At 40.6% G+C, this 24,792-nt stretch carries 25 protein-coding genes; 3 read left to right on the plus strand and 22 right to left on the minus strand.

Annotation, left to right across the window (positions count from 1 at the left end):
- Positions 1-33: 33 nt before the first annotated feature.
- From gmd to BCU75_RS03440, 3 genes are all read right to left on the minus strand, one after another.
- Positions 34-1,161, minus strand: coding sequence for a GDP-mannose 4,6-dehydratase (gmd, locus tag BCU75_RS03430; protein WP_102472930.1), 1,128 nt, complete (start codon positions 1,159-1,161; stop codon positions 34-36).
- A 345-nt stretch (positions 1,162-1,506) separates the two neighbouring features.
- Positions 1,507-1,827, minus strand: coding sequence for a hypothetical protein (locus BCU75_RS03435; RefSeq protein WP_102472931.1), 321 nt, complete (start codon positions 1,825-1,827; stop codon positions 1,507-1,509).
- Between the two features lie 133 nt (positions 1,828-1,960).
- On the minus strand, positions 1,961-3,166 hold the full coding sequence (locus BCU75_RS03440; RefSeq protein ID WP_102472932.1) for a helix-turn-helix domain-containing protein: 1,206 nt from the start codon (positions 3,164-3,166) through the stop codon (positions 1,961-1,963).
- Between the two features lie 320 nt (positions 3,167-3,486).
- On the opposite strand from BCU75_RS03440, the gene BCU75_RS03445 reads away from it, so the two are divergent.
- The 3 genes from BCU75_RS03445 (at position 3,487) to BCU75_RS03455 (ending at position 5,066) form a co-directional block, all read left to right on the plus strand.
- Positions 3,487-3,873 (plus strand): hypothetical protein, encoded by a 387-nt coding sequence (locus BCU75_RS03445; protein ID WP_102472933.1) that lies wholly within the window; start codon positions 3,487-3,489, stop codon positions 3,871-3,873.
- Positions 3,825-4,415: an N-acetylmuramoyl-L-alanine amidase gene (locus BCU75_RS03450; protein WP_102472934.1), complete on the plus strand. Its 591-nt coding sequence runs from the start codon at positions 3,825-3,827 to the stop codon at positions 4,413-4,415. Before BCU75_RS03445 ends, BCU75_RS03450 begins: the two co-directional genes overlap by 49 nt.
- 315 nt (positions 4,416-4,730) lie before the next feature.
- A complete protein-coding gene (locus BCU75_RS03455) occupies positions 4,731-5,066 on the plus strand; it encodes a hypothetical protein (protein WP_102472935.1) in 336 nt (111 codons plus the stop codon).
- Between the two features lie 263 nt (positions 5,067-5,329).
- Here BCU75_RS03455 and BCU75_RS03460 read toward each other — a convergent pair whose 3' ends face one another.
- The 19 genes from BCU75_RS03460 to BCU75_RS03550 form a co-directional block, all read right to left on the minus strand.
- The gene (locus BCU75_RS03460) at positions 5,330-7,501 is read right to left on the minus strand and encodes a polysaccharide biosynthesis tyrosine autokinase (RefSeq protein ID WP_102472936.1); all 2,172 of its coding nucleotides are present in this window, start codon (positions 7,499-7,501) and stop codon (positions 5,330-5,332) included.
- A gap of 182 nt (positions 7,502-7,683) precedes the next feature.
- Positions 7,684-8,124, minus strand: coding sequence for a low molecular weight protein-tyrosine-phosphatase (locus BCU75_RS03465; protein ID WP_102472937.1), 441 nt, complete (start codon positions 8,122-8,124; stop codon positions 7,684-7,686).
- Between the two features lie 121 nt (positions 8,125-8,245).
- Positions 8,246-9,379, minus strand: a complete 1,134-nt coding sequence (locus tag BCU75_RS03470; RefSeq protein ID WP_102472938.1) for a polysaccharide export protein — start codon at positions 9,377-9,379, stop codon at positions 8,246-8,248.
- 462 nt (positions 9,380-9,841) lie between these two features.
- The gene (locus BCU75_RS03475; protein ID WP_102472939.1) at positions 9,842-12,151 is read right to left on the minus strand and encodes a YjbH domain-containing protein; all 2,310 of its coding nucleotides are present in this window, start codon (positions 12,149-12,151) and stop codon (positions 9,842-9,844) included.
- Entirely contained in the window at positions 12,151-13,098 is a 948-nt protein-coding gene (locus BCU75_RS03480) for a capsule biosynthesis GfcC family protein (RefSeq protein WP_102472940.1), read from the minus strand. Before BCU75_RS03480 ends, BCU75_RS03475 begins: the two co-directional genes overlap by 1 nt.
- A gap of 21 nt (positions 13,099-13,119) precedes the next feature.
- Positions 13,120-13,824: a YjbF family lipoprotein gene (locus BCU75_RS03485; RefSeq protein ID WP_102472941.1), complete on the minus strand. Its 705-nt coding sequence runs from the start codon at positions 13,822-13,824 to the stop codon at positions 13,120-13,122.
- A gap of 120 nt (positions 13,825-13,944) precedes the next feature.
- On the minus strand, positions 13,945-14,199 hold the full coding sequence (locus BCU75_RS03490; RefSeq protein ID WP_102472942.1) for a hypothetical protein: 255 nt from the start codon (positions 14,197-14,199) through the stop codon (positions 13,945-13,947).
- Between the two features lie 206 nt (positions 14,200-14,405).
- Positions 14,406-16,322, minus strand: a complete 1,917-nt coding sequence (locus BCU75_RS03495) for a polysaccharide biosynthesis protein (protein ID WP_102472943.1) — start codon at positions 16,320-16,322, stop codon at positions 14,406-14,408.
- Between the two features lie 14 nt (positions 16,323-16,336).
- Positions 16,337-16,885, minus strand: coding sequence for a sugar transferase (locus BCU75_RS03500; RefSeq protein ID WP_102472944.1), 549 nt, complete (start codon positions 16,883-16,885; stop codon positions 16,337-16,339).
- Positions 16,882-17,841 (minus strand): NAD-dependent epimerase/dehydratase family protein, encoded by a 960-nt coding sequence (locus BCU75_RS03505; RefSeq protein ID WP_076676144.1) that lies wholly within the window; start codon positions 17,839-17,841, stop codon positions 16,882-16,884. The genes BCU75_RS03500 and BCU75_RS03505 overlap by 4 nt, the downstream gene beginning before the upstream one ends.
- Positions 17,838-18,290, minus strand: coding sequence for a PssE/Cps14G family polysaccharide biosynthesis glycosyltransferase (pssE, locus tag BCU75_RS03510; protein ID WP_076676142.1), 453 nt, complete (start codon positions 18,288-18,290; stop codon positions 17,838-17,840). Before pssE ends, BCU75_RS03505 begins: the two co-directional genes overlap by 4 nt.
- Position 18,291: 1 nt before the next feature.
- A complete protein-coding gene (gene pssD / locus BCU75_RS03515) occupies positions 18,292-18,759 on the minus strand; it encodes a PssD/Cps14F family polysaccharide biosynthesis glycosyltransferase (RefSeq protein WP_076676140.1) in 468 nt (155 codons plus the stop codon).
- Positions 18,760-18,983: 224 nt separating this feature from the next.
- Positions 18,984-20,075: a glycosyltransferase family 4 protein gene (locus BCU75_RS03520; RefSeq protein WP_076676138.1), complete on the minus strand. Its 1,092-nt coding sequence runs from the start codon at positions 20,073-20,075 to the stop codon at positions 18,984-18,986.
- Positions 20,076-20,350: 275 nt separating this feature from the next.
- A complete protein-coding gene (locus BCU75_RS03525; RefSeq protein WP_102472945.1) occupies positions 20,351-21,103 on the minus strand; it encodes a glycosyltransferase family 2 protein in 753 nt (250 codons plus the stop codon).
- Position 21,104: 1 nt separating this feature from the next.
- Positions 21,105-21,428 (minus strand): cupin domain-containing protein, encoded by a 324-nt coding sequence (locus tag BCU75_RS03530; protein WP_076676134.1) that lies wholly within the window; start codon positions 21,426-21,428, stop codon positions 21,105-21,107.
- On the minus strand, positions 21,429-22,514 hold the full coding sequence (locus tag BCU75_RS03535; protein WP_102472946.1) for a nuclear transport factor 2 family protein: 1,086 nt from the start codon (positions 22,512-22,514) through the stop codon (positions 21,429-21,431).
- Positions 22,507-23,142: an HAD family hydrolase gene (locus tag BCU75_RS03540; protein ID WP_102472947.1), complete on the minus strand. Its 636-nt coding sequence runs from the start codon at positions 23,140-23,142 to the stop codon at positions 22,507-22,509. The genes BCU75_RS03535 and BCU75_RS03540 overlap by 8 nt, the downstream gene beginning before the upstream one ends.
- Positions 23,135-23,767 (minus strand): hypothetical protein, encoded by a 633-nt coding sequence (locus BCU75_RS03545; protein ID WP_102472948.1) that lies wholly within the window; start codon positions 23,765-23,767, stop codon positions 23,135-23,137. Before BCU75_RS03545 ends, BCU75_RS03540 begins: the two co-directional genes overlap by 8 nt.
- Before the next feature lie 139 nt (positions 23,768-23,906).
- Positions 23,907-24,329 carry a hypothetical protein gene (locus BCU75_RS03550; protein WP_102472949.1) on the minus strand — a complete coding sequence of 141 codons (423 nt, stop codon included), beginning with the start codon at positions 24,327-24,329 and terminating at the stop codon, positions 23,907-23,909.
- Positions 24,330-24,792: the final 463 nt, after the last annotated feature.

A 24,792-nucleotide genomic window follows, 5' to 3' on the forward strand; every position in this document is an offset into this window, starting at 1 on the left:
TGCTCTACCTTCTATCGCTTTATATACGTTGGATTAATCTTGCTTTTCAATCGCCACAGATACATTATGACCGTGCTCTTTGAGCAATGCATGCTGCTTCGCTTTACTCAAATCGTTCTGCACCATTTCGGCACACATTTCTTCGACCGTAATTTGAGGAACCCAACCTAACTTTTCTTTCGCTTTTGTTGGGTCGCCAAGTAAGGTCTCTACTTCAGCAGGTCGGAAGTATCGAGGGTCTACTTTTACAATAACATCACCAATATTCACTGCTGGTGCATTAGCACCTATTACTGCGGTCACTGTTGCAATTTCATCAACACCATCTCCGCTGAATTCAAGCTCTATACCCGCTTCTTTTGCTGATAACGTTACAAATTCTCTAACTGAAATTTGTTTACCTGTAGCAATAACAAAATCATCTGCTACATCTTGTTGAAGCATCATCCATTGCATACGCACGTAATCTCTGGCATGCCCCCAATCACGTAGTGCATCCATGTTACCTAAATAAAGACAGGGTTCTAACCCTTGAGCAATATTTGAAATTGCTCGGGTAATTTTTCGAGTAACAAAAGTTTCTCCTCGACGTGGTGATTCATGGTTAAACAAGATACCGTTGCATGCATACATACCATAAGATTCACGATAATTGACAACAATCCAATATGCATACATTTTTGCTACAGCGTAGGGAGAACGAGGGTGGAATGGCGTAGTTTCTTTTTGTGGAATTTCTTGTACTTCACCGTAGAGTTCTGAAGTGGAAGCTTGATAAAATTTTGTTTTCTTCTCTAACCCTAAGAAACGAATAGCTTCTAACAAACGTAAGGTGCCCATCGCATCGACATCAGCCGTATATTCTGGGCACTCAAAAGAAACCGCAACGTGTGATTGTGCCCCTAAGTTGTATACTTCATCAGGTTGGACATCTTTAATAATACGTGTAAGGTTTGACGAGTCTGTTAGATCACCATAATGAAGAAAGAAGCTTGGGTTATCTTCATGAGAATCCTGATAGATATGGTCAACCCGCTCAGTGTTGAGAGAAGATGCACGTCGTTTAATACCGTGAACTTCATATCCTTTTTCTAATAGTAATTCTGCTAGATATGAACCATCTTGGCCGGTAACACCTGTAATTAATGCAACTTTTTTCACTTAAACACCTCTGTATTGGTACATACTCTTTGATGATTACTCTCATTTACCTCAGACCTTTCCATTGCTGAGGCTAATTTCTACTTTTGAAACACCGAGAATCACCCAGTATCCCTTAAGCTCTATATTTCATTTACTTTATTAAAACCAGCCCAATAGATAGACAAGTATCTTTGCTATCTATGTGTATATGAATACGCTACCGCCCTTAGGTTTGGCTCCTAAAGGCAATAGTGACAATTTGTTCGCTTTATGCGGTTTTCATACGCTTTTAAATTTGGGAGCATTCTAGCAAAGTAAGTGCATATTAACCAGTTTGAAATTGACTCTGGCATGACAAACAACTCACCACGCATTCAGCCACCGGAAGCATTGTACGTCTTGCAGGTACTGAGTGCCTATGTGGTAGCGGTTTTCTTGTGCTGCGTCGCAGTAGCGCTTTTCTATATCAATGAAAATGTTACCGTTGCGGTACAGCGAGACGAAGCTTGGGTTGTTGTTCACAACCAATAACGCTTTAATCTCGGTGCGTGTTAATCCGTGTGGGTAGTGGCTAACCAGCAGTTTCAAGAACTCGCCAATACGCCCTTCCACTCGCGCTATTTCTTTCTCTAAAATGGTTATTTTTTCTTCCGTTGTCAGTTTTTTTAGGCTGGTATCGTCCATTTTCCCTCTCCCTAATTCTACTTTTGTATCTTGACGTTTTTTGTCTGTATTCGCTTTTGGTTTCCTAAGCTCTTGGTTTTCAAATTGCTTTGGGCTGTGTGAGCAATTGCTTCGTCTGTGAATGATCGAATGGTCATTGCTTAGAATCCGTGCCGGGCGATTTGGATTGAACTAGGGCCTTGATACGAGCTTCGAACGGGTTGATGGGGCTTTTGGCTTTGTATTCCGCTAGTGCCTGAGAGACAGGTGTGGGTTGTTGAGGTTTGCTTTCGGCTTGATTGCTTTTGATAGGCTGCGCTTGGTTTGAAGCAGCTGTGGGCACATCTACTTTTATTGATCCTACGGCTTTTATAGATTGAGCTTTCTTTGAGGGTTTCACCACTTTTGTTTTTTTAACCGCTTTAGCTTGTTTAGCCGCTCTTGTTGGCTTAGAGACTTGCGATGAGTCTCGCTTCGCTTTGGCTTGGGCGCTTCTTCTTAGCCAGCCATTCACAAAGTGGCCAATGTGCTCAAAGGGTTTGCGCTTATCGGGGTTGATGTACAACCACGCTTGCATGGCATGCAGTTCTTGCAGCACATCTAACTTTGGGTAGGTGCGTTCTAATATGGTGGTGAACTCATGATAAATCGGCGCACTGCCCTCTTTGGTGAGCAGGTGAATAACGGCTTCATTTTTGGTTTTGCTTTTGGGTTTGGATATGAAGGGGGAGATCTCATGTTCTTCAGAGCCGCTTGGGGGATCAAGTGCATCGGGGTTATCTAAGAGGCCATTTTTCAAGCTCAACTCTGTTTTATGTTCTTTATGAAAGATTATGTGTGCCAGGTGATCACTCTCCGTGTTGGATCTTGAGTCACCCAGGGGGGTGTCTGAATGATCTGTTTTCTGCGCATGGTCTGTTTTCTTTGTACGTTCTGTCTTCTGTGCATTTTCTGGCGAGGCTGGCGGTAAGTCTGTTTGTTCTACATTGGCGTTAGCTAGGTCGGTTTGATCATTTAGGTCTAGATCTCTGTCTCCTTGATCTAGAGCTCTGGCTGCTTGGTCTAAATCGGCCTGCTGAATGTGGCTGTCGCTAGGAAGGCGTAGCTGATATATGTTGCTGCGCTGGCGTCCTGAATCATCAAACCGCTTTATCCGCTTCACAAAACCTTGTTTTTCCAATTCGTTAACGTGTCGTTTCACGGTTCTTACCGACACTTCGCAATATTGCGCCAAGTAATTTAGGGAAGGAAAACACACGCCGCGCGCGTCTGCATTGTCGGCCAATTTTAATAGCACCAACTTGCTGATAGGCGAGCCAGTTTTTAATGGGATGAAAGAAAGAATGAGGGAAACACACATGAATAACGCTCCTTGTTAATTGGTCTATCTAATTGCATGGTTCTCGCTATAAAAACTCATAGATATGCATAACCATTGATACAAAAGGCATTAACAACACTTTTTGGCGCTTTGGGGGCGAAGGTGCAGCGAGATAAAAAGTAACAAAAAGTGTTTTTCCTATGTGTTCTCACTGTTATGCAACAAGAACACTACTTAAGATGATTACCTTCGAAGCACCTCTCACTTTTCTACGTTCCTTCGTTTTCGCGTTATTACCGCCAACCCCAATCAAGAATCTTCAAGTACATTGCCCTCCCCATGCAGCAACAAGGTGCTTAATGAAGGCGATAGTTTCTCTTTTTATTTCAGCGTACCAACCCGGAATGGCGAGTATCGAGTGCCGTTATTTTGAAGGCTTGCACTTTGAAAAAGCTTATTTCGAAGACTTGCTCTTGGAAGATCACAGCTATGAGGATATTTGTTGGATGATCAGCCGAGCACGGCGCAGGCAGCCACTGGGTTACTGCGTGATGTATTTACGTTATGTAAACCACCACTCTGGTTATGCCAAAACCGTAGCCACCAGTTTGCGACAACACATCGCATTGCACCCTAATTTAAAAGAATCGTTATCAACGTCTTTAATCGCCTATTTACAACAACACGAGGATTTATTTTGTCAAACACTCCACCAGCAACTGATCGAGTTCCACATCAGCCGTTAGAAGCGTCTGCTGATTCACAAGAACTGGATGACTCGGAAGAACGGGCTAGCACGGAAGAGCGAAGTCCTTCGTTAGAGCCTTGCTTTTCACTCGCACCCTATTCCTTCAGTCTCGTTTCGGTTTTACTCCGTTTGCCTCATTGCCCGGCATTCTCATTTATTACGGTGCATTGCAGCGCCACGCCACCACAGCAAGATGTAGACGTAGCCGAGATTCGTCGATGGCATAAAAAGAGAGGCTGGCGTGATGTGGGGTATCACTTTGTTATTCGTCGCAACGGGGACGTCGAACTTGGCAGGCCACTGTCGCAAACCGGCGCGCATGTAAAAGGACATAACAAGGGCAATATTGGGGTTTGTTTGGTCGGTGGCTGTAATGCCGAGCTGCAACCAGAAGACAACTTCACACTTGCGCAGCGTAAGGCGCTGTTTGGTTTGCTTGCAGCGTTACAAGAGCAGTTCTTGATTTCAGATGAGAATGTGAAGGAGCATAAAGATTGGGGTGTGAATAAGGCGTGTCCGGTTATGGCTTTAAGAGCTTAAGAGCAGATGCGGGTGACGGGTATCGAGATTCGAAAAGCTAGAGGAGCAAATGAGGATGACGGGTAAACGAGTAGCGAAGAGACTAAAAGCAGATTCCAGATACTTCGTTCCTCAGTTCTGGAATGACGGAGTCGTGGGATTATTAACTTAATAAAAGTAGTCGTCATTCCCTACAGTGAGGGACGAACGTGATAGGGAATCTAATTCAACAGATAAATGGCGGAGGAAAGGTCTCGATAAGGTTGTCGAACCATAAGGTTATACAGTCAAAGGTTATACATGCGGTCAAAGCCAATCAATAAACCAAGGAGCAGTATGACATTGTTCGGAAGAATATTCGGGAGCCAGTCTTCTATTAACAAAGGGTTAGGTGCACTCACCAACACAGGAGATGCGATGTTTTTTACTGATGAAGAAAAAGCGAAGCACAAGCTGGCACTGCTTAAAGCGTATGAACCTTTTAAGTTGGTACAACGCTACATTGTGTTGTTGTTCACCATTCCTTATGTGGCACTGCATGTGATGGTGATTCTAGGTTGTATGCACGGTTACGATTGGAAACCGTTGGGGGAAATGACCAATGAGGCGTTTGGTTATCCGGTGTTAGCAGCGATTGGATTGTATTTAACAGGTGGCGTTATAAAAAAGTAGATACGAGTGGATAAAACATAGATGCGGGTAGCGGGTAAGCGAGATACGAAGAGATTAAGAGCAGATGCGGGTAGCGAGTAAGCGGGATACGAAGAGCTAAAAGAGCAGATGCGAGTAGCGGGTAAACGAGTAACGAAGAGATGAAGAGATGAAGAGATGAAGAGCGGATTCGAGTGGCGCTTTTCGTATCTCGCCACTCGAATCTCGTATCTGCCTTTCTGCTCTTCGTTTACCCGGTTACTCGCATCTCGTTACTGCTTTCTTTACTTCTTGTCGCTCGAATACGTATAGTTGTAGTAACCGTAGCCGTAAGAGCTTGAGGCTTTCTTCTCGATGGCGTTGAAGATAACGCCTTTCACTTCGATACCCGATTGTTCGAAACGGTGACGAGCCACATCGATCTCTTTAATGGTGTTTTGACCGTAACGCGCAACCATTAATGTGGTACCCGCAAAGGCGCCGACAATGCTTGGGTCGGTTACTGCCAGTACAGGTGGGGTATCGACTATCACCAAGTCATACTCTTTAGCTGCCCATTCCATGAGTTCTGCAAAACGTGGGTGCATCAGCAGCTCAGATGGGTTGGGTGGCACTTGGCCGCGGGTAATAATTTCTAGGTTTTCAACTGGGGTCGTTTTAACTGATTGAGCAAACTCTTGCTTACTGCTCAATACATCAGAAAGGCCGTTTTCCCACTTCACACCAAAGCTTTGCTGTAGGTAACCTTTACGCATATCGGCATCAATCAACAGTACCTTTTGGCCAGTTTTCGCAGCTACTGCGGCAAAGTTGGTCGAGATGAATGATTTACCGATACCCGGTGCCGGGCCAGAGATCATCAAGACGTTATTTTTCGCTTCTAGCATCGCAAAGTGCAAACTGGTACGAAGGCCACGCAGCGCTTCAACCGAAAGGTCAGCAGGGTTAGATTCAGCAAGCAGAGCTTGGGTACCCTTGGTTTGCTGTTTCTTCGATTTAAAGCGGTTGGTTAGCTCAATCTGTAAATCAGATTTCGGTACCGCTGCGTAAACCGGAAGGCCGATTTGTTCAATTTGGTCTGGGCTTTCAACTCCACGGTGGAACGCCGCTTTCACTAATACAAACGCGACACTTAGCATGCCACCCAGTAGCGTAGCTAACACAACAATCAGCGGCTTCTTCGGTTTAACGGCGCGAGCATACGCCTGAGCGTCATCTAAGATACGAACGTTACCAACCGTACCGGCTTTGATAATGCTTAGCTCTTGAACCTTGTTTAAAAGCTGGATGTAGATTTGTTGGTTTACTTCTACGTCACGTGTCATACGCAGTACTTCACGTTGTGTTTTTGGCAGCTTTTGCACTTGCTTGTTTAAGCGATCTTTCTCACCCAATAGCGTTTTACGCTTATCAAGCAAGGCTTTGTAGGCAGGGTGATCTTTAGTGAAGCGTTGGCTGATTTCGCTCTCTTTGAACGTCAGTTCATTTAATTGCGCTTCAAGCTCTACCATTACCTTTAGGGTTGATTGTGCTTCTAAGCCCAAGTCGATCGATTCGTTCTTTTGGCGGTAATTGTTTAATACGTCTTCATAGCCGGTTAGCTCAGATTTAATGCCCGGAAGGTGGCTTTCTAAGAACTCTAGGCTCTTCTCTGCTTCTGCTGAATTACGCTTCACGTTTTGTAAGAAGTAGATCTGGCTAATATGATTAAGGATTTCAGAAATCTGTTGCTTGTTTTCACCTTCAAAGCTTAACTTCAAAATACCAGTCTGCTTACCTTGCTCAGACAGAGACAAAGAAGCTTTCAGCCATTCGATCGCTTCTAGTCGGCTACGTTGGCCAATCGAGAATTCAAAATCGTTATGCGATTCAAAACCAGCCACAAACAAGCTGTAGTCATCGGCTGTTGCTAGCTCACCCACTTTACCTTGCAAGATAACGCGTTCATCGTCACGAACCAGTTGGTAGGTGCCTTGCTCAGCATCGATAATCTGAATGGTGTGTGCGTAACCATTCGCGTAGCTTGGCAATGTAAAACGGCTTACTGAGATGTGGTTGATGTCGCCGGTTAAGCGAGCAAACCCTTTACCTACAATGGGTGCATAGTTAGGAGATGCCACCGTCGTGAGGTTAAACTTATCGACCGTTTCGCCCAAGATCATACGAGATTTGATGATCTCGACTTCTGTTGTGGCAGAAGATTCTTGAGAGAACAACTCGCCCATATCACCGACCATTGATGAAATGCCGCCAGAGCTCTTCTCTTCAATTTGGATCAGGGCATCGGCTTTGTATATCGGCGTTGAAAGCAATGCAAACGCAATACCAAACACAGCAAAAGCGAATGTGGTCAGCATGATTAGCCATTTAGCGTCCAGCAGAATGCCAAGCAGTTTTCCTAAATCTATCTCATCAGAATTATCTGTATGCGATTGCTGAGATGGTTGTGTTGTCATCAGATTGCTACTTCCTAAACTAATATTTGAAGATAAGTGACGTACGGCTTACGTATCCTTACCTCTTATGTGATTCTATTGGTGGCGATTCAAGCTTAACTGTTTAACTGTTTAACTGTTTAACTGTTTAACTGTTTAACTGTTTAAAACTGAAGGTTATCTAGCTTGAAAAACAGCATCAATTACAGTTTTTTCGCCCAAGCTTGTGCCGCTTCGTCAATCAATTTATAGGCATGTTCAAATGCTTCACGGCTTTGACGATACGGATCGGGAATGTCTTTCTGACCAATCCACTGGCTAAATAGCATGGTTTTACCACGCGCTTCCGGTGATATTTGCGTGAGCACTTCTAAATGGCCCTTTTCCATCACCAATATCAAATCATACTGAGCACAAAGCTGCGGTGTGACTTGTTGAGACTGATGGTTTTCAACATCGACACCATTTTCAGAGGCAATCAAAATCGCCGTGTCATCTGCTGGCTTACCGATTAAACGACTTTTTTCGGCAGCAATGCCTGCAGAGGCGACTTCTTTGTTGGGAAGCAATTTTTGAAGAACACGTTCTCCAGTCGGTGAGCGACAAATATTACCGACGCACACCACCAAAATTTTATTAAACATAATTCACTTATAACGTTAATTTTCGTAAACCGAGCGTATTTATAAATCTGACGCGCTTAGCTTATAAATATAAAAAATCAGGTTACACGCAACATGTAACCTGATTATCAATCAGAGCTTATTACCAATTACGAACGCGCAACATGCCTTCGGTTAGGTCATTGAAGCCAGAAATGGTCGGTACAAGCTGACCAATAACACGGTTCCAGCGACTGATTGGCGCAGCGGTAACATAAACAATGTCGTAAGGTTTTAAATCAAACTCGGTACCAATGACTAAAGCTGATGCGTCTTCCATATTCAGTTGGTAGATGTCCGCCATGCGTTCTGATTTATCATCCGAAGTGCGAATCACAAACACGCCCGTTGCATCTGCCGTTAACTGGTTAATGCCGCCTACGTTGCTAAGCGCTTCCGTTAGGCTCATGCCGACACGGTCGATCTTCAACAGTTGTGGGTCATTCACTTCACCCATCACGAATACTTTTTGATTATCGTTACGAGGTACGTGAACAATATCACCCGCTTGCAGTAAGCGGTTTTGTGTTAAGTCACCACGCTGCATTAAACCGTAAAGAGAAAGGTTCTCTTCCACGCCATTACGGGTTAATGAAACATTACGCCAGTCGGCATCTTCAGATAAACCACCAGAGCGGTTTACTGCATCCAATAACGTTAAAGGGATATTGGTAATCGCTTGCTGACCAGGGTTTGAAACCTCGCCCGTAATGTAGGTTTTCTTAGAACGGAAAGCCGCAACGTTAACATCAACCTGAGGGCTTTCGATGTACTTTGCTAAGCGAGTTGCAATATCAGTACGCACTTCGCGTACGGTTTTACCAGCCACTTCAACGGTACCAATGTACGGGTAGAAGATGGTGCCATCGGCATGAACCCAGTTACCCGCTTCTGCACTGCTACGGTAAGAACCGGCAGGAATCGTCAGTTCAGGGTGATCCCAAATGGTAATATTTAGGATGTCACCGACACCCACTTGGTATTCATACTTCGCGATATCAACATCAAGTTCCGGGTTGGCTTGTGAAACCGATAAAGACTCATTTCGGTAACTTGATACAGATTGAGCCGTAAGTGCGTAAAGGTTAACCACATCAGAGATATCAGATTCTTGCTGTTCCTCTGAAGGCTGAATCACATTCTTATTGCCCGTAGAAAGGTGTGTTCCTGGAGTCGTACAGCCTGCAAGTAATACAGGAAGGAGCGCTATAAGGAGACGATGTTTATTAATCTTCATGTTAACCAAGTCATAGAAACGGAATGTGTCGTGATATCCCGAAGGATACCCAAAGGAAGTTAAGCGAGTCATTTTATCAGCTACGCAGTATTTAATAGAGCTAAGGAGTGAAAGAGCTGTGATCTTGCTCCCATTTACGATTGGGAAGTGAGATGCTACCGCCCTTTGATATTCCGCGACATCACACTGCGTAGTTAATATGCCTCTATCTATTTGGAATTGAGATAGAAGTATTTTGTCGTAAACCGAGTCAAAGTTCGTACTTTCACGCGGTTATTTTATTGCGTAAGCATTATCCACAATCTGTGCTTATTATCAACCTAGTTGAATGGTTTCGAAGTTAAAGCGTTTAAGGGTTGATGCGCGTAGACGAGATACGAGTGAACGAAGAGCTAAAAGCTAAAAGCTATTCGTATCTCGTTATTGCTTTTTAGATCTTCGTTACCCGCACCAGCTCTCAATCTACTTAACGCTGCTTGGTCTTTGGAACCAAGGTGAGCGAGCATCGGTCTGATCGAACAAGTTGTATTGTTTATTCAGCACTTGTCCGCCGTCACGCGTAATCGGTAACCAGGTAAAGCCTGCGCGGCTTGAGCTTGGTTTCACGGTGACTAAATCAAACGGGATAGATACATAGAAGCCTTTGGTATAACTGCCTTCACCGTACTCTTCGGTTGTCATGTCGGTTAAGCTGACAAACGCACCGGCAATAACGCCACTCTTGAACTGCTTAGAGAAATCGACACGAGTACCGATATCACCCGCAAGGAATTTACCGACGCCAACTTTAAGTAAGGTATCGCTCAAAAAATCCCATTGTGGGGTGTAGTAACCGGTGATAAAGCCAGTCGTGCCTTTATCGATCACTTTGTACGTTCGGCTGCTGTCATCTGGGTTGACTTGGATCTCTTGATCAAACGTGCCGAACCAACTTTCAGGATCGCGCTGGCTTATTGCTGTCATGTCTGCGCCAATGGCCCAGTTTTGGTTGAATGGTCGATACAGGATTTCGCCACCTACGCCAGCAAACATGCTCTCTAGGTAACCACCGTAAGCTTGGGTGTAGACACCGCTGCCATAGTCTTCAAACCAAGTCAGTTGTAAACGATCTAAACGAACCGGGTCGTCAACGTAAGAGCGGAACAAGGTTCTTACTCTTGGCGTTTGGTCGGTGCCGTCTGATGGAATTTCGTAATTAAACTTGTCGTAATTATCAATTAAGTTGACGTAAAGAGAGCCCGACAGTTCGACATTGTTTAACGCCCAGAACGAAGCGTTGGTGTATAAGCCCAAACTGTACAAGTAGAAGTTTTCAGCCGAACCGAACGATTGAGCTAGGTTTGGTGAAATCGACACATCGAATCGCTCTCGCCCATCGTGATAAATAACGGATTTCTTACGCTCTAGTTCGTGAGTGTTTGTTGCATCACTGGTTTGAGCATTAAGGTAATGGTTGTTCGCCGCCGCTTTGAATGCTTGTGCATCTACCGTTGTCTCGGTGAGTTCCATCGATTTATCGTTTTCGATAATTTTATAGGTATCGATGTAACTCGGTACCGCATTTGCGATCACGGTCGCACCGCGTTCAAGGGCGATATCCCTGTCTCGGTATTTAACCTGAGTGCCCTTTACTACAATGCTGTTATCGTCGACCAAGATTTGCGCTTGTTCATAGCCTGCGACTGTTTCAAGCTCTTTAGCAAGGGCCGCCATATCAATATCGTCAACCGTATCGACACCACTTGGGCGCAACTCTGCTGTTTCGGTATCTCGCCACACCGAATACATTTCATTGAAGTTAGTCGAGAGATCGAAACCAAGGGTTAAAGTATCACCTCGCTCGTAGCTCACTTTAGCCGAGCCCCAATCTGTAAAGCGGTACACAGCGCCCACGTTCCATGGCGTGTGTTGTGTCATGTCAAACCCTCCCAGCACCTTAGGAAAGTCCTGAGAGTAATTATTGCCATCGTACTCAAGCTTCAAGGTTAGCGGTTTATACGGGGTTTGGTATTCAAAGCCACCATAAATTGCTGCATCGCCTTTAAACCAGCGCTCAAAATCGACACTGCCACCATTGCCTTTATAATCGGACGGGCGTTCACAATACTTGTCACTGGCTTTGCACAATGGGTTAGTGAAGTTACCACTGGTGCCCATGTACCCCCAAGCCATGCCCAAGGTAAAATCAACGGGGCCAAAACGTTTGGTTGCCGCAACAAATTCGCCATCAAACAAGCCGGTACCACCAAAGTCACGCACACCTACTGATACTTCCGGTAAATAGTACCCCTCTTCGACTAAACGCAGTTTAAAGTCGATACCCTTGTCGGTATATTTACTACAACCGTTGAACGAATTATCAGAACAATCTTGCCCTTCTATTTTATTGGGCATTTCTTGTACTTGTGTATAACGAATGGTGGTTTCAAGCCAAGGCATCACCTGCAGGCTCACGTTGTAAAAGTAGTACTCGTTGTTAAACGAAGCACTAAAGTTGAACTCACCTTCGGGTGCCATTCGGCCTGTTGGCATTTGCATCAAGCCAACACCACCAAAGTTCATTTGTGATGTTCTGTATTCGGTGTCGTCGAATGATGATTTTTCTGCTCGAATTGAAGCGGAATCAATGGTTGTTTCTGCACGAGCCGTGTCTGTAAAAACCGGGTCAGCAATAACCGTCTCTGCAAAAACAGAAGCACTACTGGCCATTAACAAGGCGCAGGTAACCGATGTGCACACTGCCGATAGAGGGAATGATTTCTGTTTCAGCATTACAGGCCAACCTTATGACGTAGCAAATCGACGATATCTTGGTTCAACGTTGAGTATTCTGATGGCAAAGAGTAAAACGCCATAAATACGATGGCACCTGGAGCTAGGTAAACTGGCTGTTCGTTCCAGTAAGCGTATTGAATGGCTTGCACCACGCCATCTGGCTGAACAACATACGCCACGCTTTTATCTGCGGATTCACCAATAATGCCGTTCGGCAATGCATCGAGATAATCATTCAACGTTCCATGCTCAATCAGATTCATTGTTACCGACTCTTTCATTACACCCATCAACTGAATGGACGTTGGTCGTTGTGGTAAGTACAGAGAAAAGGCTTGAGTTTGGCTAGTAGATGCTCTTTTTATGGTAGCAGACGACGGCTTGTTAGTATGAGAACTTGAAACAAGTAACGGGTTCTTATCTGATTGTGAGATAACGGCATTGCGGTCTAACTCAATAAAAACTCGATTGAGGTATTGGAAAGAGGCTAATTGCTGGCGCACCAAGTTTGCTTCTGGCTCTTCTACTGCGAAAGCGTCAAGTTGATTCAATACATTGCGCTTTGTTGTTTCGATAGCTTGAGTATTGGTTTTATCAAACAGTTGAGCCGAAAGGGGGAAGTAACCAATACTGTCGCTAGCATTTTCGTTAGAGCTAGCATTCACGTTAGAGCTAGCATTCGCATTAAAGCTAGCGTTAGCGTCATCTAATACCTGAAGCAGCCGAACGTCAGCTTTATACTCAAGCGTTACGCCTTGCAGGGGAAGCTCAACCGTTGTCTTAACCGAAGACTTAACAACGTTAGGTGCCGCAGAAGCGTAGCTAACAGTGCACAGAGAGAACAGCGCGCTCAAAGCTAACAAGTTTCTCATCATTAACAGAGCTCTCACTACGGGCAACCGACGTCCCGTCATTTTTGATGTATGACTCACATAATTCATCATTTTAGTTCATTACCCTGTTCGTTAATGGCTTTGATAATGCTTAAGGACGGTTAACTCAAGCCTTGTCATATCAGGGCCTAAATACTGTATGGTTTTGACCACTTTGCCTTTGCTGTCGACCCAATATTCGTTGGTGATGTCTTGTTCTAACATTGGGAATCGAATTTTTTCTTGGAACTTCTTGGTATCGATAGACGCTAACGGTGTTTCGACCGTTTCATTCCCTGCATACGTTCGGGTGATATTTGCTTTATAGCCGAATCGATAGTTGGGTTGCCAGTCGTAAACCGCTTGCCATTTTTGAGCACCCGGGTTGGCAGACACATCAAACGCAGAAGAAGAATCGGCTGACGAGCTGTTTGCAGACGAGAACGTATTTAACGGTTGGAATACCAAACCAGAAAGGTTTTCGTAAGGAAGCAATAGTGTTTGTACGACACGTCCATTTTCAGTGACGATCATCGCTTTGTCAGAAGACATCCACTTTAACTGCTCTGCGCCCGTTTGCGGGTTTTCACCGACGTACGCTAAGACCATGAAGATTTTACCTTGGTTATTCACTTCTGCATAAATGCTGGAATAAGGTAAGTTTTGAATGTATTCCTTCGACAGCTCAACATCAGAGCTTCCAAAAAAGGCCTCATCAAAAGTGGAATTGACGTCTTGAAACTGCTGAGAACAACCAGCAAGAAAAAGGCCAAGAGATATGATTAGAGATTTAAGCATGACGAGTTCTGCTTCCTAGCAATCTGGTTGCTGATGTCCAATATGAAAATTAATCAATTAGATATAAAAAAACCATTTTATGTTTTCACATAAAATGGTTTAAACCTACCCTAACAAAAATTAGTTAGTTGTAGTTGTAGTTGTTGCACCACTATCATTAGAAGCAACTGCAACTGCTGCAGCTACCGCTACTGCTGCTGTCGCTACTGCAACTGTTGTTGCTGTACCAGCTGCTGCTGCAGATGCACCAGCGCCCGCTGCTGCGCCACTTGTTCCTGCACCAGTACCAGCGCCCGCTGCTGCTGTTTCTGTTGCTGCAAAAGCAGCACCTGAGAAGCTAACTGCTAATGCAGCTACTAAAGCCATTTTTTTCATAATAATTTCCATTGATATAAACGTTTATATGTAGAGGGTAACTTTTACACCCCTGTTAGCTGTTCAGCTTAAACAACTAATTGATCATGATAGATAATAACCACAATCAAGTAAATGGATAAATCATAAGCAATACCTTTAAAGCATTATTTAGGAAATAGCGTCACATAAAAACGGCCTTCGAGGCTATGTGTAGCATTACAAACTTATAGTCTCGGAGCTTCTGCCTTCCAAACCAGATCACCGATACCATCTACAGGAGCAAAGCCAGTCGGTGCGTCGATTAATAACTGTCGAATAGTTGCATGATCAAAATTATGGCAGGCCGTATCTAAATCATCTAGCAATTGATTGTATTCACATAAAGGTAAAAACTCTTCGTTTGCCGTCATAATACGCTCATGGGCTGTTTTACCTACGTTCTCTCCAATCAATAACTCTTCATATAATTTTTCACCAGGGCGAAGCCCAGTACATATAATCTCAATATCACCATCAGGATGTTCATCACTTATCACTTCAAGACCTGATAAATGAACTAGATTACGAGCAAGATCAGCTATCTTGACCGACTCTCCCATATCTAAAACAAATACATCTCCGCCTTTTCCCATAGATCCGGCTTGAATAACTAATTGAGCAGCTTCAGGGATCGTCATAAAGTAACGTGTTATATCTTGATGGGTTAATGTAATGGGGCCACCTTGTGCAATTTGCTTTTTAAACAAAGGGATAACCGAACCTGATGAGCCTAATACATTACCAAAACGCACCATACAAAAACGCGTTCCATGAGTTTTTGTATTTTCAACTTGGGCTAAAGCTTGTAAACCAAGCTCCGCAATTCGCTTGGTTGTACCCATTATGTTTGTCGGTCGAACAGCCTTATCAGTTGAAATCAAAACAAATGACTCAACCTGAGATTCAATCGCAGCTTGAGCGGTATAATTCGTTCCAAAAATATTATTACGAACACCTTCGACCACGTTATATTCAACTAACGGAACATGTTTATAAGCAGCGGTATGATAAACAGTTTGTACCTTAAAAGCCTTCATCGTTGCAGCTAGTCTAGCTAATCGCTGAACAGAACCAAGTAAAGGAATGACCTTTATAGACAATTGCTTACTTGCGATTACTTGCAATAACTCATGTTGAATCTGATACAAACTAAATTCGGAAAGCTCAAATAAAACCAAGGTATCCGGTTTGTTTTGTATAATTTGTCGGCAAATCTCAGAGCCGATAGAGCCTCCAGCCCCTGTGACCATGACCACTTTATCTTTAATATTCGCTTCCATTAACTCTGCTTGAGGAGTTACAGCAATACGCCCCAATAAATCATCAATAGAGACTTCTTTGAGTTGCCCTATAGACAACTTACCGTTAACTAAATCGTCTAAGTTAGGTATGGTTAACACCTCAACGTGCAACTTAGCTAAAGATTCAATGATCACCTTTTTTTGAATCTGAGAAGCAGAAGGAACTGCTAATAAAACTGTTGATATGCAATGTTTTTTTATTAATCTTTCAAGATATTTTGGTCTATAAACAGTAATACCCTGCATTGCTGTCTTATGCTTCTTTCTATCATCATCAATAAATGCAACAGGATGGAAATCTTTGCCTTGGCGCAACATATTAGCTAACTGTAAACCGGCTGAACCAGCACCATAAATCAGCGCCTTCTTTTTCTTCTTCCCAAGGAAATCAGACAAAAGTATACGTACAATTAAACGAGAGCCACCACACAGTACAACCAGATAACTAGCATATATAACGGGGACAGAACGTGGCATGAACAAATAATTAAAATAAGAAAAGAAAACAATAAAAGCAGAAGAAAATATGGCAGAAATACAAATGCTTGCCACAGCGTGCAAACTTAAATAGCGAAGAATAGCACGATATAACCCACTCTTTGTAAAAACTAACAACGTACATGGGATTAATATTGCGAGTAACTTCCAATAAGAGTCTTGCTGCACATACGCTGCGATACCATCTAACCTGGTAGCAAAAGCCCCCCAAAAGGCGATAATAATAAATAAAACATCAACAACGATACTAACAAGACGCTTAAGTGGTCTTGGCATATTCCAAATCGGTTGTAAAAATTGCATCACTGTTCTCTTTATTATTTAACTGCGTCACCAGAACCACTACCTGTAGCTGTCATAACAATATACTTAAAATACCCCTTTATTGTTAACGTATCGATCATTTTCCTATCGGTTTTAGCAAGTAGTTTGGGAGTAGACATATCAATATTTTTAACCTGTGCTAGACCAGTAACGCCAGGTAGCACAGCATACACCCCAAGGGCATCACGTTCTTTAATTAATTCTTCCTGATTAAATAAATTTGGACGAGGCCCAACTAAACTCATTTCCCCTTTTAAAACATTAATCAGTTGTGGCAGTTCATCAATCTTTGTTTTTCGTAAAAACGCCCCTAAAGTAGTAATGGATGCATTATTTGTCAAATGGCTCGCAACAGATTTTGTGCCAACGGACATAGTACGAAATTTAATCAAACTAAATGCCTTTTTATTACGTCCTACTCGCTCTTGGACAAAAATAGGCGAACCAGTCTCAAAAAAACCAACAATCATAACAATTAATAAGAGCGGCCATAAGAGCAACAAGCCGAAAAAAGCAGCTAGAAAATCCAAAGTACGAATCATTTATCATTCTCTTTATTCAATAAAAAAGTTTCAGCCATTTCTTTGAAGCCATCATCTAATCTTTGAGGAGGGGTCCAACCAAGAGTTTCTTTTGTATGACTGATATCAACTTGAAGCGAACCTAACAATCTATCAACCATCTTTTGCTTACCTAAAACAGTCCCAACCAACCTATAACACCATTTCGGTATAGGAAGTTGCCATTGTGACTTATTCAATGACTTTGCTATTTCACAAACCATTTCTGACGTAGACACATCATGATCATCAGAAACTAAAAATACTTGATTAGCCGCTTTAGAGTGTTCAGTACAAGTAACAATCAAATCAACTAAATTAGTAACCGACACCAAGCTTCTTTTATTATGGTTTATACATCCGAAAGGCAAAGGCAAACCTTTAGAAACTAAATTCATCAAAGATGCAACATTTGCTTTTACACCAGGGCCGTAAACTAAAGTAGGGCGAATAATAACCACCTCCAAACCAGTTTCTTCGGCTAATTGTAATAATAACTCTTCAGCCTCTGATTTTGATTGAGCATAATCATCGAAAGGTCGTCGTTTATCCGATGCAGTGAATGACTGACCGATTTCAGTCGACTCACCATTCACTTTTATTGTACTAACAAAAATAAAGCGCTTAACTCCAGCCTTGCGTGCCTGTTTAGCTAAATTCAATGTTCCTGCCGTATTGACTTCATGATAAGCCGAAGAAGCACCTATTTGTGAAGGCTCCTTCATCATATGGACTCTTCCTGCAAGATGAATGACAGCATCAACATCATACAAAGCTTCAGAGTAATCAGTTGAACTATCGATATTTTTTTTATAAAACTGAGAACTAGGAAAGTCACTAGGTAAATTCCGCCCTACAGCTTTAACCAAAGATAAGTCTAAGCTCTGAAGTAACCGACGTCCAATAAAGCCGGAAGCACCTGAGACAAGTATATTCACTTTAATAACCCCCGAATAATACTATGACCGAAAAATTTCTCACAAGAATAAGGTTCGAATTCCGAACTCTTTGCCTTATTGATACAAGATTGGAGCTCAGCTAAATCGAAACAAGAAACAGCAAAATTATTCTCTTGGACGTACTGAGCTAATTCAATTTGATGATTATCAGCGCGAGTTAAGTTAGGTACAACAACTAATTTCTTTCTGTTTTCAAGCATAGAGTAAACTGAGCCAGCTCCTGCATGGGTGACAATTAAGTCCGCTGAATCTACATATGACTGAAAGTCATCACTAAACCGGAACGACTCAAAGTTCTTTGGTGTGTAGATAGAGCTTGATGAAGTCTGAGCTACAATATCTACAGATTTGTCGCCTTCGAATTTTTCGTCGATGACTGCGATAAGCTCATCAAATGCTGTAGTACCGACTGTAACTAATATATTCATATTAAAATCTGCCTACAAACTTTCCATAAGGGACAGAATCTTTGAGCTCTATATTTTGAATAAAGATGTTTTTAGTTAAATACTTCATAACTTTTGTTGTCATTGTAGGAGAGTAAAACTTAGACCACGTTTCAAAATGTATAATAGAACAACCAGCAATCTTTGCCGCAATACCAACAAAAATAGCGACTCCTGGGCCAAAAGAAACTAAAGTAGATATGTTGTTTTCACGTAGGAATTTATGCGCAGTAACTATATTAGAAAAGAATTTCACTAGGGAAACATTTTTCCCGGAATATTTATCACGAAATGGTTCTAATACTAAAAATCCCTTACTCCACTCAGGAGCCTGCCCTTCATCTGTAATCCCATAAAAATCAGTGTGTACATCTTGAGAAAATGTTTTGTAAAATCTATTTGCTTGAGCTCTGTGTCCACCACAACCAAATACGATAGCTATCTTTTTCATTTATTTACCTTATAATAATGCCATCATTCACAAGGGAGAACGTATGCACCGAGGGTGAATTATAGAGCGCAACCCCGTTAAAAGTCACATAAAGTCAACTAGTAATTATCATGTCTAATTTTCTAGCAGATGTGGATACCTAAAAATAAACGCAGATACATACCGATTCATTGCTAAAAAACCACAAGATGTTTCCATCATTGACTAACGCTAAATTAAAAAACTTACTTATCTCTATTACAGCACTCAATAAGGGAGTTAATAAGGATCTCTGTCTGTTTAGAGCTTTCAAATTGACTTGCTGTTTTAACTGAATTTTCTGAAATAGTTTGAAGTTCTGTGCTCGACAGACTCTTAATTAATAGTATTTTCTCGAATAAGTCATTTACATCACCTTCTCTAAAAATCAGCCCATTATACTCTGGCTGTAGGTAGTTTTTTATCCCATCAATATTGGAACCTAATACGGGACAGCCGCATGCCATCGCTTCAAGACCGACAAGACCTAAGCTCTCTGCTTTAGAAGGGAATATCAACACATCAAAGCTTCTATATAAATCCGGTAATTCTGATTGTATTTTCTGCTCCTGATAAGATATGTAAGATTCTAAATTTTCTCTATTGATTTCTGATAAAAGACTCTCTTTAAGCGAACCATTTCCAGTTATTGATAAATGAAAATCGATGCCTTCATCCTTAAGTTTTTTAGCTACCCTGGTCAACAAATGCACACCCTTAACTGGCTCTAGACGCCCTACATACCCTAGGGTTAATTTTTTATTCTTAGCAAAATTTTTCTTTGGCGAGAAGAGATTAGTATCGATACCTCCAGAAGCATATACAACAATATTATCTTTACTAGCACCATATTGTTCAATAACCAACCTAGAATAAGACAGCGATGGAACAACTATCAGATCAGCGACATCAATCACCTTTTTAGAAATATATCGCTTGAATTTAAAAGCTAGATTTGAAACATCATCATGTTGAAGAACATCTCCCCCGTGGATATTTATAATGATTTTTTTCTTATTGAATAAGTTTAATAAAAGAATAGGTAGAGATGAATGAGATATATAATGAATATAAATGAAATCATACTTACCTAAAAACCCAAGAATAAAAGCCTTTATATAAAAAAACAAATAACTTAAAGCTTTAGATAAAATACCAGTAGGTTTCCCACTTATTACAGCTTTATCAAAAGATATTTTTTCATGCTCTGAGAGCTTATCAACTATATTTCTAACAAATACACCGTAAGAAGGACTTTTTATAGCCGGGTACATATTTGAGACAAGTAAGAATTTCATAAATTATACTAACTTCTCCTTAAGAATAATAGATTATTGGTATTTTTAACAACTAACAAAACCAACATAATTCACAATTACAGGATAGGAATAACACTTTTTTTTAACAAGGAACGTAAAAATATAAGTAACAATAATGATTCGACACATAAGTTAAAGCAGATTTCAACGAATTACTTAAAATTAAATATACGTAATAAAAGAGCGAACGCATGCAAAAACTTAGAGTGTTAGCCCTCTCATTAAAAACTGATTTTTCTGTTAATAAATATTCTCTAAAAGTTAGTTGCTTTATTACATATTTCTGAAGTGAGAAAAATTTCCAAGTCAGAAGGTATACCTAAACCATACATTCCATCGGCTTCACTACCTATATTATATATACCAATCGAATTACTCGCTTCAGCCATGTATGTATAAACTGGAGCAACATAAAACTCACCACCGCTACGAATGTTTTGTTCAACCATATAATCAGCATATTTACAAAAATCATTACCATTTGAGAAGTTATAAATTCCTACTGTCGCCTCGTCTGAAACTACAACTTTCTCCAAAACCTCTGTAACTAAACCAATATCATCGACTTTCGCATAAGACCACTTTGGATCATCAGCTTTCATTGTCAACATACTACCTGACAATTCTCGTGTTTGAATATCTTGAAGATACTCATTTATATCTACATCTACCCACTGATCGCTATTCGCAATCATTAACGGCTCATTAGTCTCAAAATACTGACGAGCTTTCAAAACAGTAATAGCTGCACCTTCGGTCACACCATCAATTCCAACCACTTCATAGTCATCACATGCATCATCAAAGATCGAGAGTAAACTATATTTTTCAATGTGTTCATTCTGACATACAAATATAAATCGATGCTCACAAATTGGTTTAAGGTTATTAATCACGACCTCAATCATGTGTTTACCATTCACATCGATTAAGGGTTTTGGTAATTCATAGCCTTCCTTTGCAAAGCGACTACCACGGCCAGCCATTGGTATTACAATATTTAACATTTTAATCCTCTAAATATTTATCGTTAAGTGCACCAGGGAGCTTTACTACGGTTGTCACCGTGTCTTCTAACGCTTCAAAATCAGTATACTCACCTGGATTAATACGGATAATATCTCCAGATTCTAAAATATTATCCTTCATTCTTGCTTTACCCGAAACAATCATAGTGATTTCAGTGGCAATTCTATGGCAATGACTCGCTTCTTTATCGCCTTTAGTAAACCGCTGTACAGCTACCTCAACATCCGTTGTCTTATATAATGTTGGCTTAAACCCACCAACAAACCAACCACGAACAAAATCATCTATATTATGTTTATCCACTTATTTAGCCTCATATAGATAAGCTCTTAGCTCTTTTATCAAAAGTTGAGGTGTCCAGTCAATAACATCCGTACCGACAAGCGTTGTTCCGTCAATGGTTAGTTCAAATTCAATAATTGACTCATGATCATTAGTTACATAGATATTATTAGCAACAAAACTTAACTCTGTTGTTGCATCAAAAATACCCTTAATGTAGTCATATACTACTGATTTTCCAACAAACCTTCCTGAAGGATCGGCAAGCACAGACGTCTGCGTCAAAAAGGAAGCTACTTCGTCAATGTTCATAGTATTAAACGCGGCAACATACTCTTGTGTACTCTTTAGTACTTTGTCTTTATGCTGGTTTCTATCATTAAGAACTTTCTGCTCATAATTATTCAGTTCATGCTCATCAATCACATGAAAATAACACGCTTTATCAATATCTATTGCTCTCACTTTACCTTCATTTAAAATAACTTCATTAAGTGTTGGTGCGATATAGAAACTATTATTGGTTTTTACATCTTTTCGGATCATGGCTTTTGCCGATTCAAGAAACAAATTTACAGATTTAAAATAATAAAATCCTGCAATTGCATTATTACTGATTGGCATTTTCTCAGCAGCTTGGGTTACCAGATGATTACTGTCTGTTTTAACATAGGACCATTTAGGGTGCTTCGCCTTAAATGTTAACACACCAGCATCAACCCCTTCACTTATAAAGGTATCAATATATTCATTAAGATCAATATCAAGCACCTGCTCAAAACTGGTAATAATAAGTGGCGCTTCATGATCCAACTCTTCAATAGCTAATAATGCTGAGCAAACTGCCCCTTGAGTATTACCATTAATGGAGCAGGTATGTACTTGATCTCCTAGTAAACCTAGTACATTAGGTAATTGATACTTATCAGCTTCTGGTTGAGGAAGTGCTACTGTTATCTTACATTCACGATTTAACTCTAAAAATGGCTTTGCAGCCCGCTCGATAAGTAACTTTCCGTCGATATCGGTAAATATCTTAGGGTATTTATTTTCAGAAGATACCTCAAAGGTATTCCCACCAGAAAGAGGAACTAAAATATTAAGCATTTGATTCTACCTCTTGGATAAAACGGTTGATATTGTCAAAATTCACATCATGAATGGTTTCTACTTTCAAAACATGTGCTCCTGATGCTCTCGCCGCTCTCAACCCATGCTCATTATCCTCTACAATCACACACTCTTGGGGTGTTAAACCTAGTTTCGAAATAGCCAGATTGTAGATCTCTGGATCAGGCTTCCCTTTAGATACATCTTGATTAGAGAGATAGAAATCAAGGTATTGCATCAATGATGATTTTTCCATCATCACTTTCACTGTATTACGGATTGAATTTGACGCGACAGCGATTTGATAGCCATTTTCTTTCAACTTCGATAACCCATATTGATGATGAAATATTGGCTTACATAATTGATGAGTAATATCCATTGTATATTGTTGCTTCATTTCATTAATAAAACCGTGTAATGATTCAGGCAAGACATGTACTTTAGATAACATTCTCAGCTTTTCACCGGTTGACAAGCCATCAAATGTAGTTAAGTGATCATGGCGGCTAATCGTTAAACCAAAAATCTCAAGTGCTTTATTTAAGGCATCATAATGCCAATCTTTAGCATCAATCAATACACCATCCATATCAAAAATAACGGCTTTGATCTTATTAGTCATAGAAATAATCTCTTGCTTTAGAAGGGAAATCAGTACACAGGCCAATATATTTTGACCATTGAGGATTGCTATTCAATAGTTTTTTAAGAGTTTGCCAGTAAAAAGATTCATCTTTCTTGTGAAGTTCAGGTGAGACTAATACTACTTTCTTACCATCTTTTACAAACTGTTCTAGTATATCTATTGCCAACGTCTCATCCGTAAAGTTATCTAACCAGATACCATCGCTCTTATCATAGAGTGCTGGAGACGTTTCAATCTCAGAGTATCGACTATAAACCATCATATCCTTACGGATATACCCTAGCATATCCGGTACTGACATATCGAAGTAAAAGTGTCTATTTGCAATATCGTTTGCTTTTAGTGTTTGTTGTAGGCCATCAGCCTTTACATTTAATGCTAGCGTTAATTCATCATCATATTGGCTACAGATTTGTAAAAATGTATCAAACCTCATCGAGTTATCATTTGGCATGTCATGACTGATAACCAATTTTTCAGTATGGTCCCTCAAGTCTGTTTCAATACCAAATCCATTAGATAAAGCTCTAATGAAAGCTATTTCAGTATTTTGCTCAGAAGCATCTAGCCAAAAGCCTCTGTGGGCGATGATATCTATCATTATTGTCCCTTAATTATTTGAATTATAGTTAATAATTTACCAATCAAACAACCCTAAAAACACTCGAATTAATGGCTGCATTTTATTAACAGTTTGATCTCACCCTACCCCCAGCATAAATCAGAGATATAAACACGACCTATGAGTGTATCATTCTATTTAACTTGTTCTTTACTCTATAAGAGAAAATATTCAGTTTAGTTAGAGGCTTGAGGTCTGATATATTACGATGATATCTTAGCTGTAGCTTTGTATCAATTGTAACAAACCTCTCATAACAGCTAAAGACTCCTGCTACAGATGATTTAATTTCAATTGGCACTAATTTGTCCACTTCAAAAATCTCCATTTCTTCAAGCATCAATCTATATGCATATTCTACGTTCAAAGTGTCAATGCGAGAGAGTTCATGACCTTTAACCTTCATATAAGCGAATCCGATTTTAGATTCTGCCGGAACTGTATCACGTAGTAAATTAAACTTATCGGATTCAGCATTATTTTCTAGATAATTCTTAAGGTATTGGAAAGTTTTTTTTAATACTTCTACATCAGCGATCATAATATGGTCTGAAATATGAAAAGGCGCATAAGATACATTCCTAGTAAAGACATTACATGTTAGTATTTTATTCTCACTAAACCACTCAAAACACATAGACAATGAAGGTATATATTCTGAGAATTATGTATTTTCTGGCAAGTACTATAGCTAGGTTTCTTTGTGAAAACTTGCTTATGCCCTACCATCAGGACAGGATCTCCCTCCCAGTTTGATATTATTATATTTTTAAATACTTCATTATATTCGATTTGTTTTATGATATTAGGGTGATAAGGTCCAGATATCAATAGAGTAAAATCTTTACATTTTTTACTATTTTCCATCATTAATCCTCTGGGTGTTAATAAAGATAAGGTTCAGTTTAGCATTATTCATAGGAACCGCACTAACACCCTTGATATATAAAACAGTTAATTATCTGGCTAATTTCATGCCCCTAAAATTAAAATATTATCGTATT

The organism is Vibrio splendidus (assembly GCF_002873455.1).
Taxonomy (GTDB): Bacteria; Pseudomonadota; Gammaproteobacteria; order Enterobacterales; family Vibrionaceae; genus Vibrio; species Vibrio splendidus_J.

Excerpts from the sequence above, each read along its gene's own strand:
- BCU75_RS03435 (WP_102472931.1), bottom strand. The coding sequence starts at position 1,827 with ATGGACGATACCAGCCTAAAAAAACTGACAACGGAAGAAAAAATAACC.
- BCU75_RS03440 (WP_102472932.1), bottom strand. The coding sequence starts at position 3,166 with ATGTGTGTTTCCCTCATTCTTTCTTTCATCCCATTAAAAACTGGCTCG.
- BCU75_RS03445 (WP_102472933.1), top strand. The coding sequence starts at position 3,487 with ATGAAGGCGATAGTTTCTCTTTTTATTTCAGCGTACCAACCCGGAATG.
- BCU75_RS03455 (WP_102472935.1), top strand. The coding sequence starts at position 4,731 with ATGACATTGTTCGGAAGAATATTCGGGAGCCAGTCTTCTATTAACAAA.
- BCU75_RS03460 (WP_102472936.1), bottom strand. The coding sequence starts at position 7,501 with ATGACAACACAACCATCTCAGCAATCGCATACAGATAATTCTGATGAG.
- BCU75_RS03465 (WP_102472937.1), bottom strand. The coding sequence starts at position 8,124 with ATGTTTAATAAAATTTTGGTGGTGTGCGTCGGTAATATTTGTCGCTCA.
- BCU75_RS03470 (WP_102472938.1), bottom strand. The coding sequence starts at position 9,379 with ATGAAGATTAATAAACATCGTCTCCTTATAGCGCTCCTTCCTGTATTA.
- BCU75_RS03475 (WP_102472939.1), bottom strand. The coding sequence starts at position 12,151 with ATGCTGAAACAGAAATCATTCCCTCTATCGGCAGTGTGCACATCGGTT.
- BCU75_RS03480 (WP_102472940.1), bottom strand. The coding sequence starts at position 13,098 with ATGATGAATTATGTGAGTCATACATCAAAAATGACGGGACGTCGGTTG.
- BCU75_RS03485 (WP_102472941.1), bottom strand. The coding sequence starts at position 13,824 with ATGCTTAAATCTCTAATCATATCTCTTGGCCTTTTTCTTGCTGGTTGT.
- BCU75_RS03490 (WP_102472942.1), bottom strand. The coding sequence starts at position 14,199 with ATGAAAAAAATGGCTTTAGTAGCTGCATTAGCAGTTAGCTTCTCAGGT.
- BCU75_RS03495 (WP_102472943.1), bottom strand. The coding sequence starts at position 16,322 with ATGCAATTTTTACAACCGATTTGGAATATGCCAAGACCACTTAAGCGT.
- BCU75_RS03500 (WP_102472944.1), bottom strand. The coding sequence starts at position 16,885 with ATGATTCGTACTTTGGATTTTCTAGCTGCTTTTTTCGGCTTGTTGCTC.
- pssE (WP_076676142.1), bottom strand. The coding sequence starts at position 18,290 with ATGAATATATTAGTTACAGTCGGTACTACAGCATTTGATGAGCTTATC.
- pssD (WP_076676140.1), bottom strand. The coding sequence starts at position 18,759 with ATGAAAAAGATAGCTATCGTATTTGGTTGTGGTGGACACAGAGCTCAA.
- BCU75_RS03520 (WP_076676138.1), bottom strand. The coding sequence starts at position 20,075 with ATGAAATTCTTACTTGTCTCAAATATGTACCCGGCTATAAAAAGTCCT.
- BCU75_RS03525 (WP_102472945.1), bottom strand. The coding sequence starts at position 21,103 with ATGTTAAATATTGTAATACCAATGGCTGGCCGTGGTAGTCGCTTTGCA.
- BCU75_RS03535 (WP_102472946.1), bottom strand. The coding sequence starts at position 22,514 with ATGCTTAATATTTTAGTTCCTCTTTCTGGTGGGAATACCTTTGAGGTA.
- BCU75_RS03540 (WP_102472947.1), bottom strand. The coding sequence starts at position 23,142 with ATGACTAATAAGATCAAAGCCGTTATTTTTGATATGGATGGTGTATTG.
- BCU75_RS03545 (WP_102472948.1), bottom strand. The coding sequence starts at position 23,767 with ATGATAGATATCATCGCCCACAGAGGCTTTTGGCTAGATGCTTCTGAG.
- BCU75_RS03550 (WP_102472949.1), bottom strand. The coding sequence starts at position 24,329 with ATGATCGCTGATGTAGAAGTATTAAAAAAAACTTTCCAATACCTTAAG.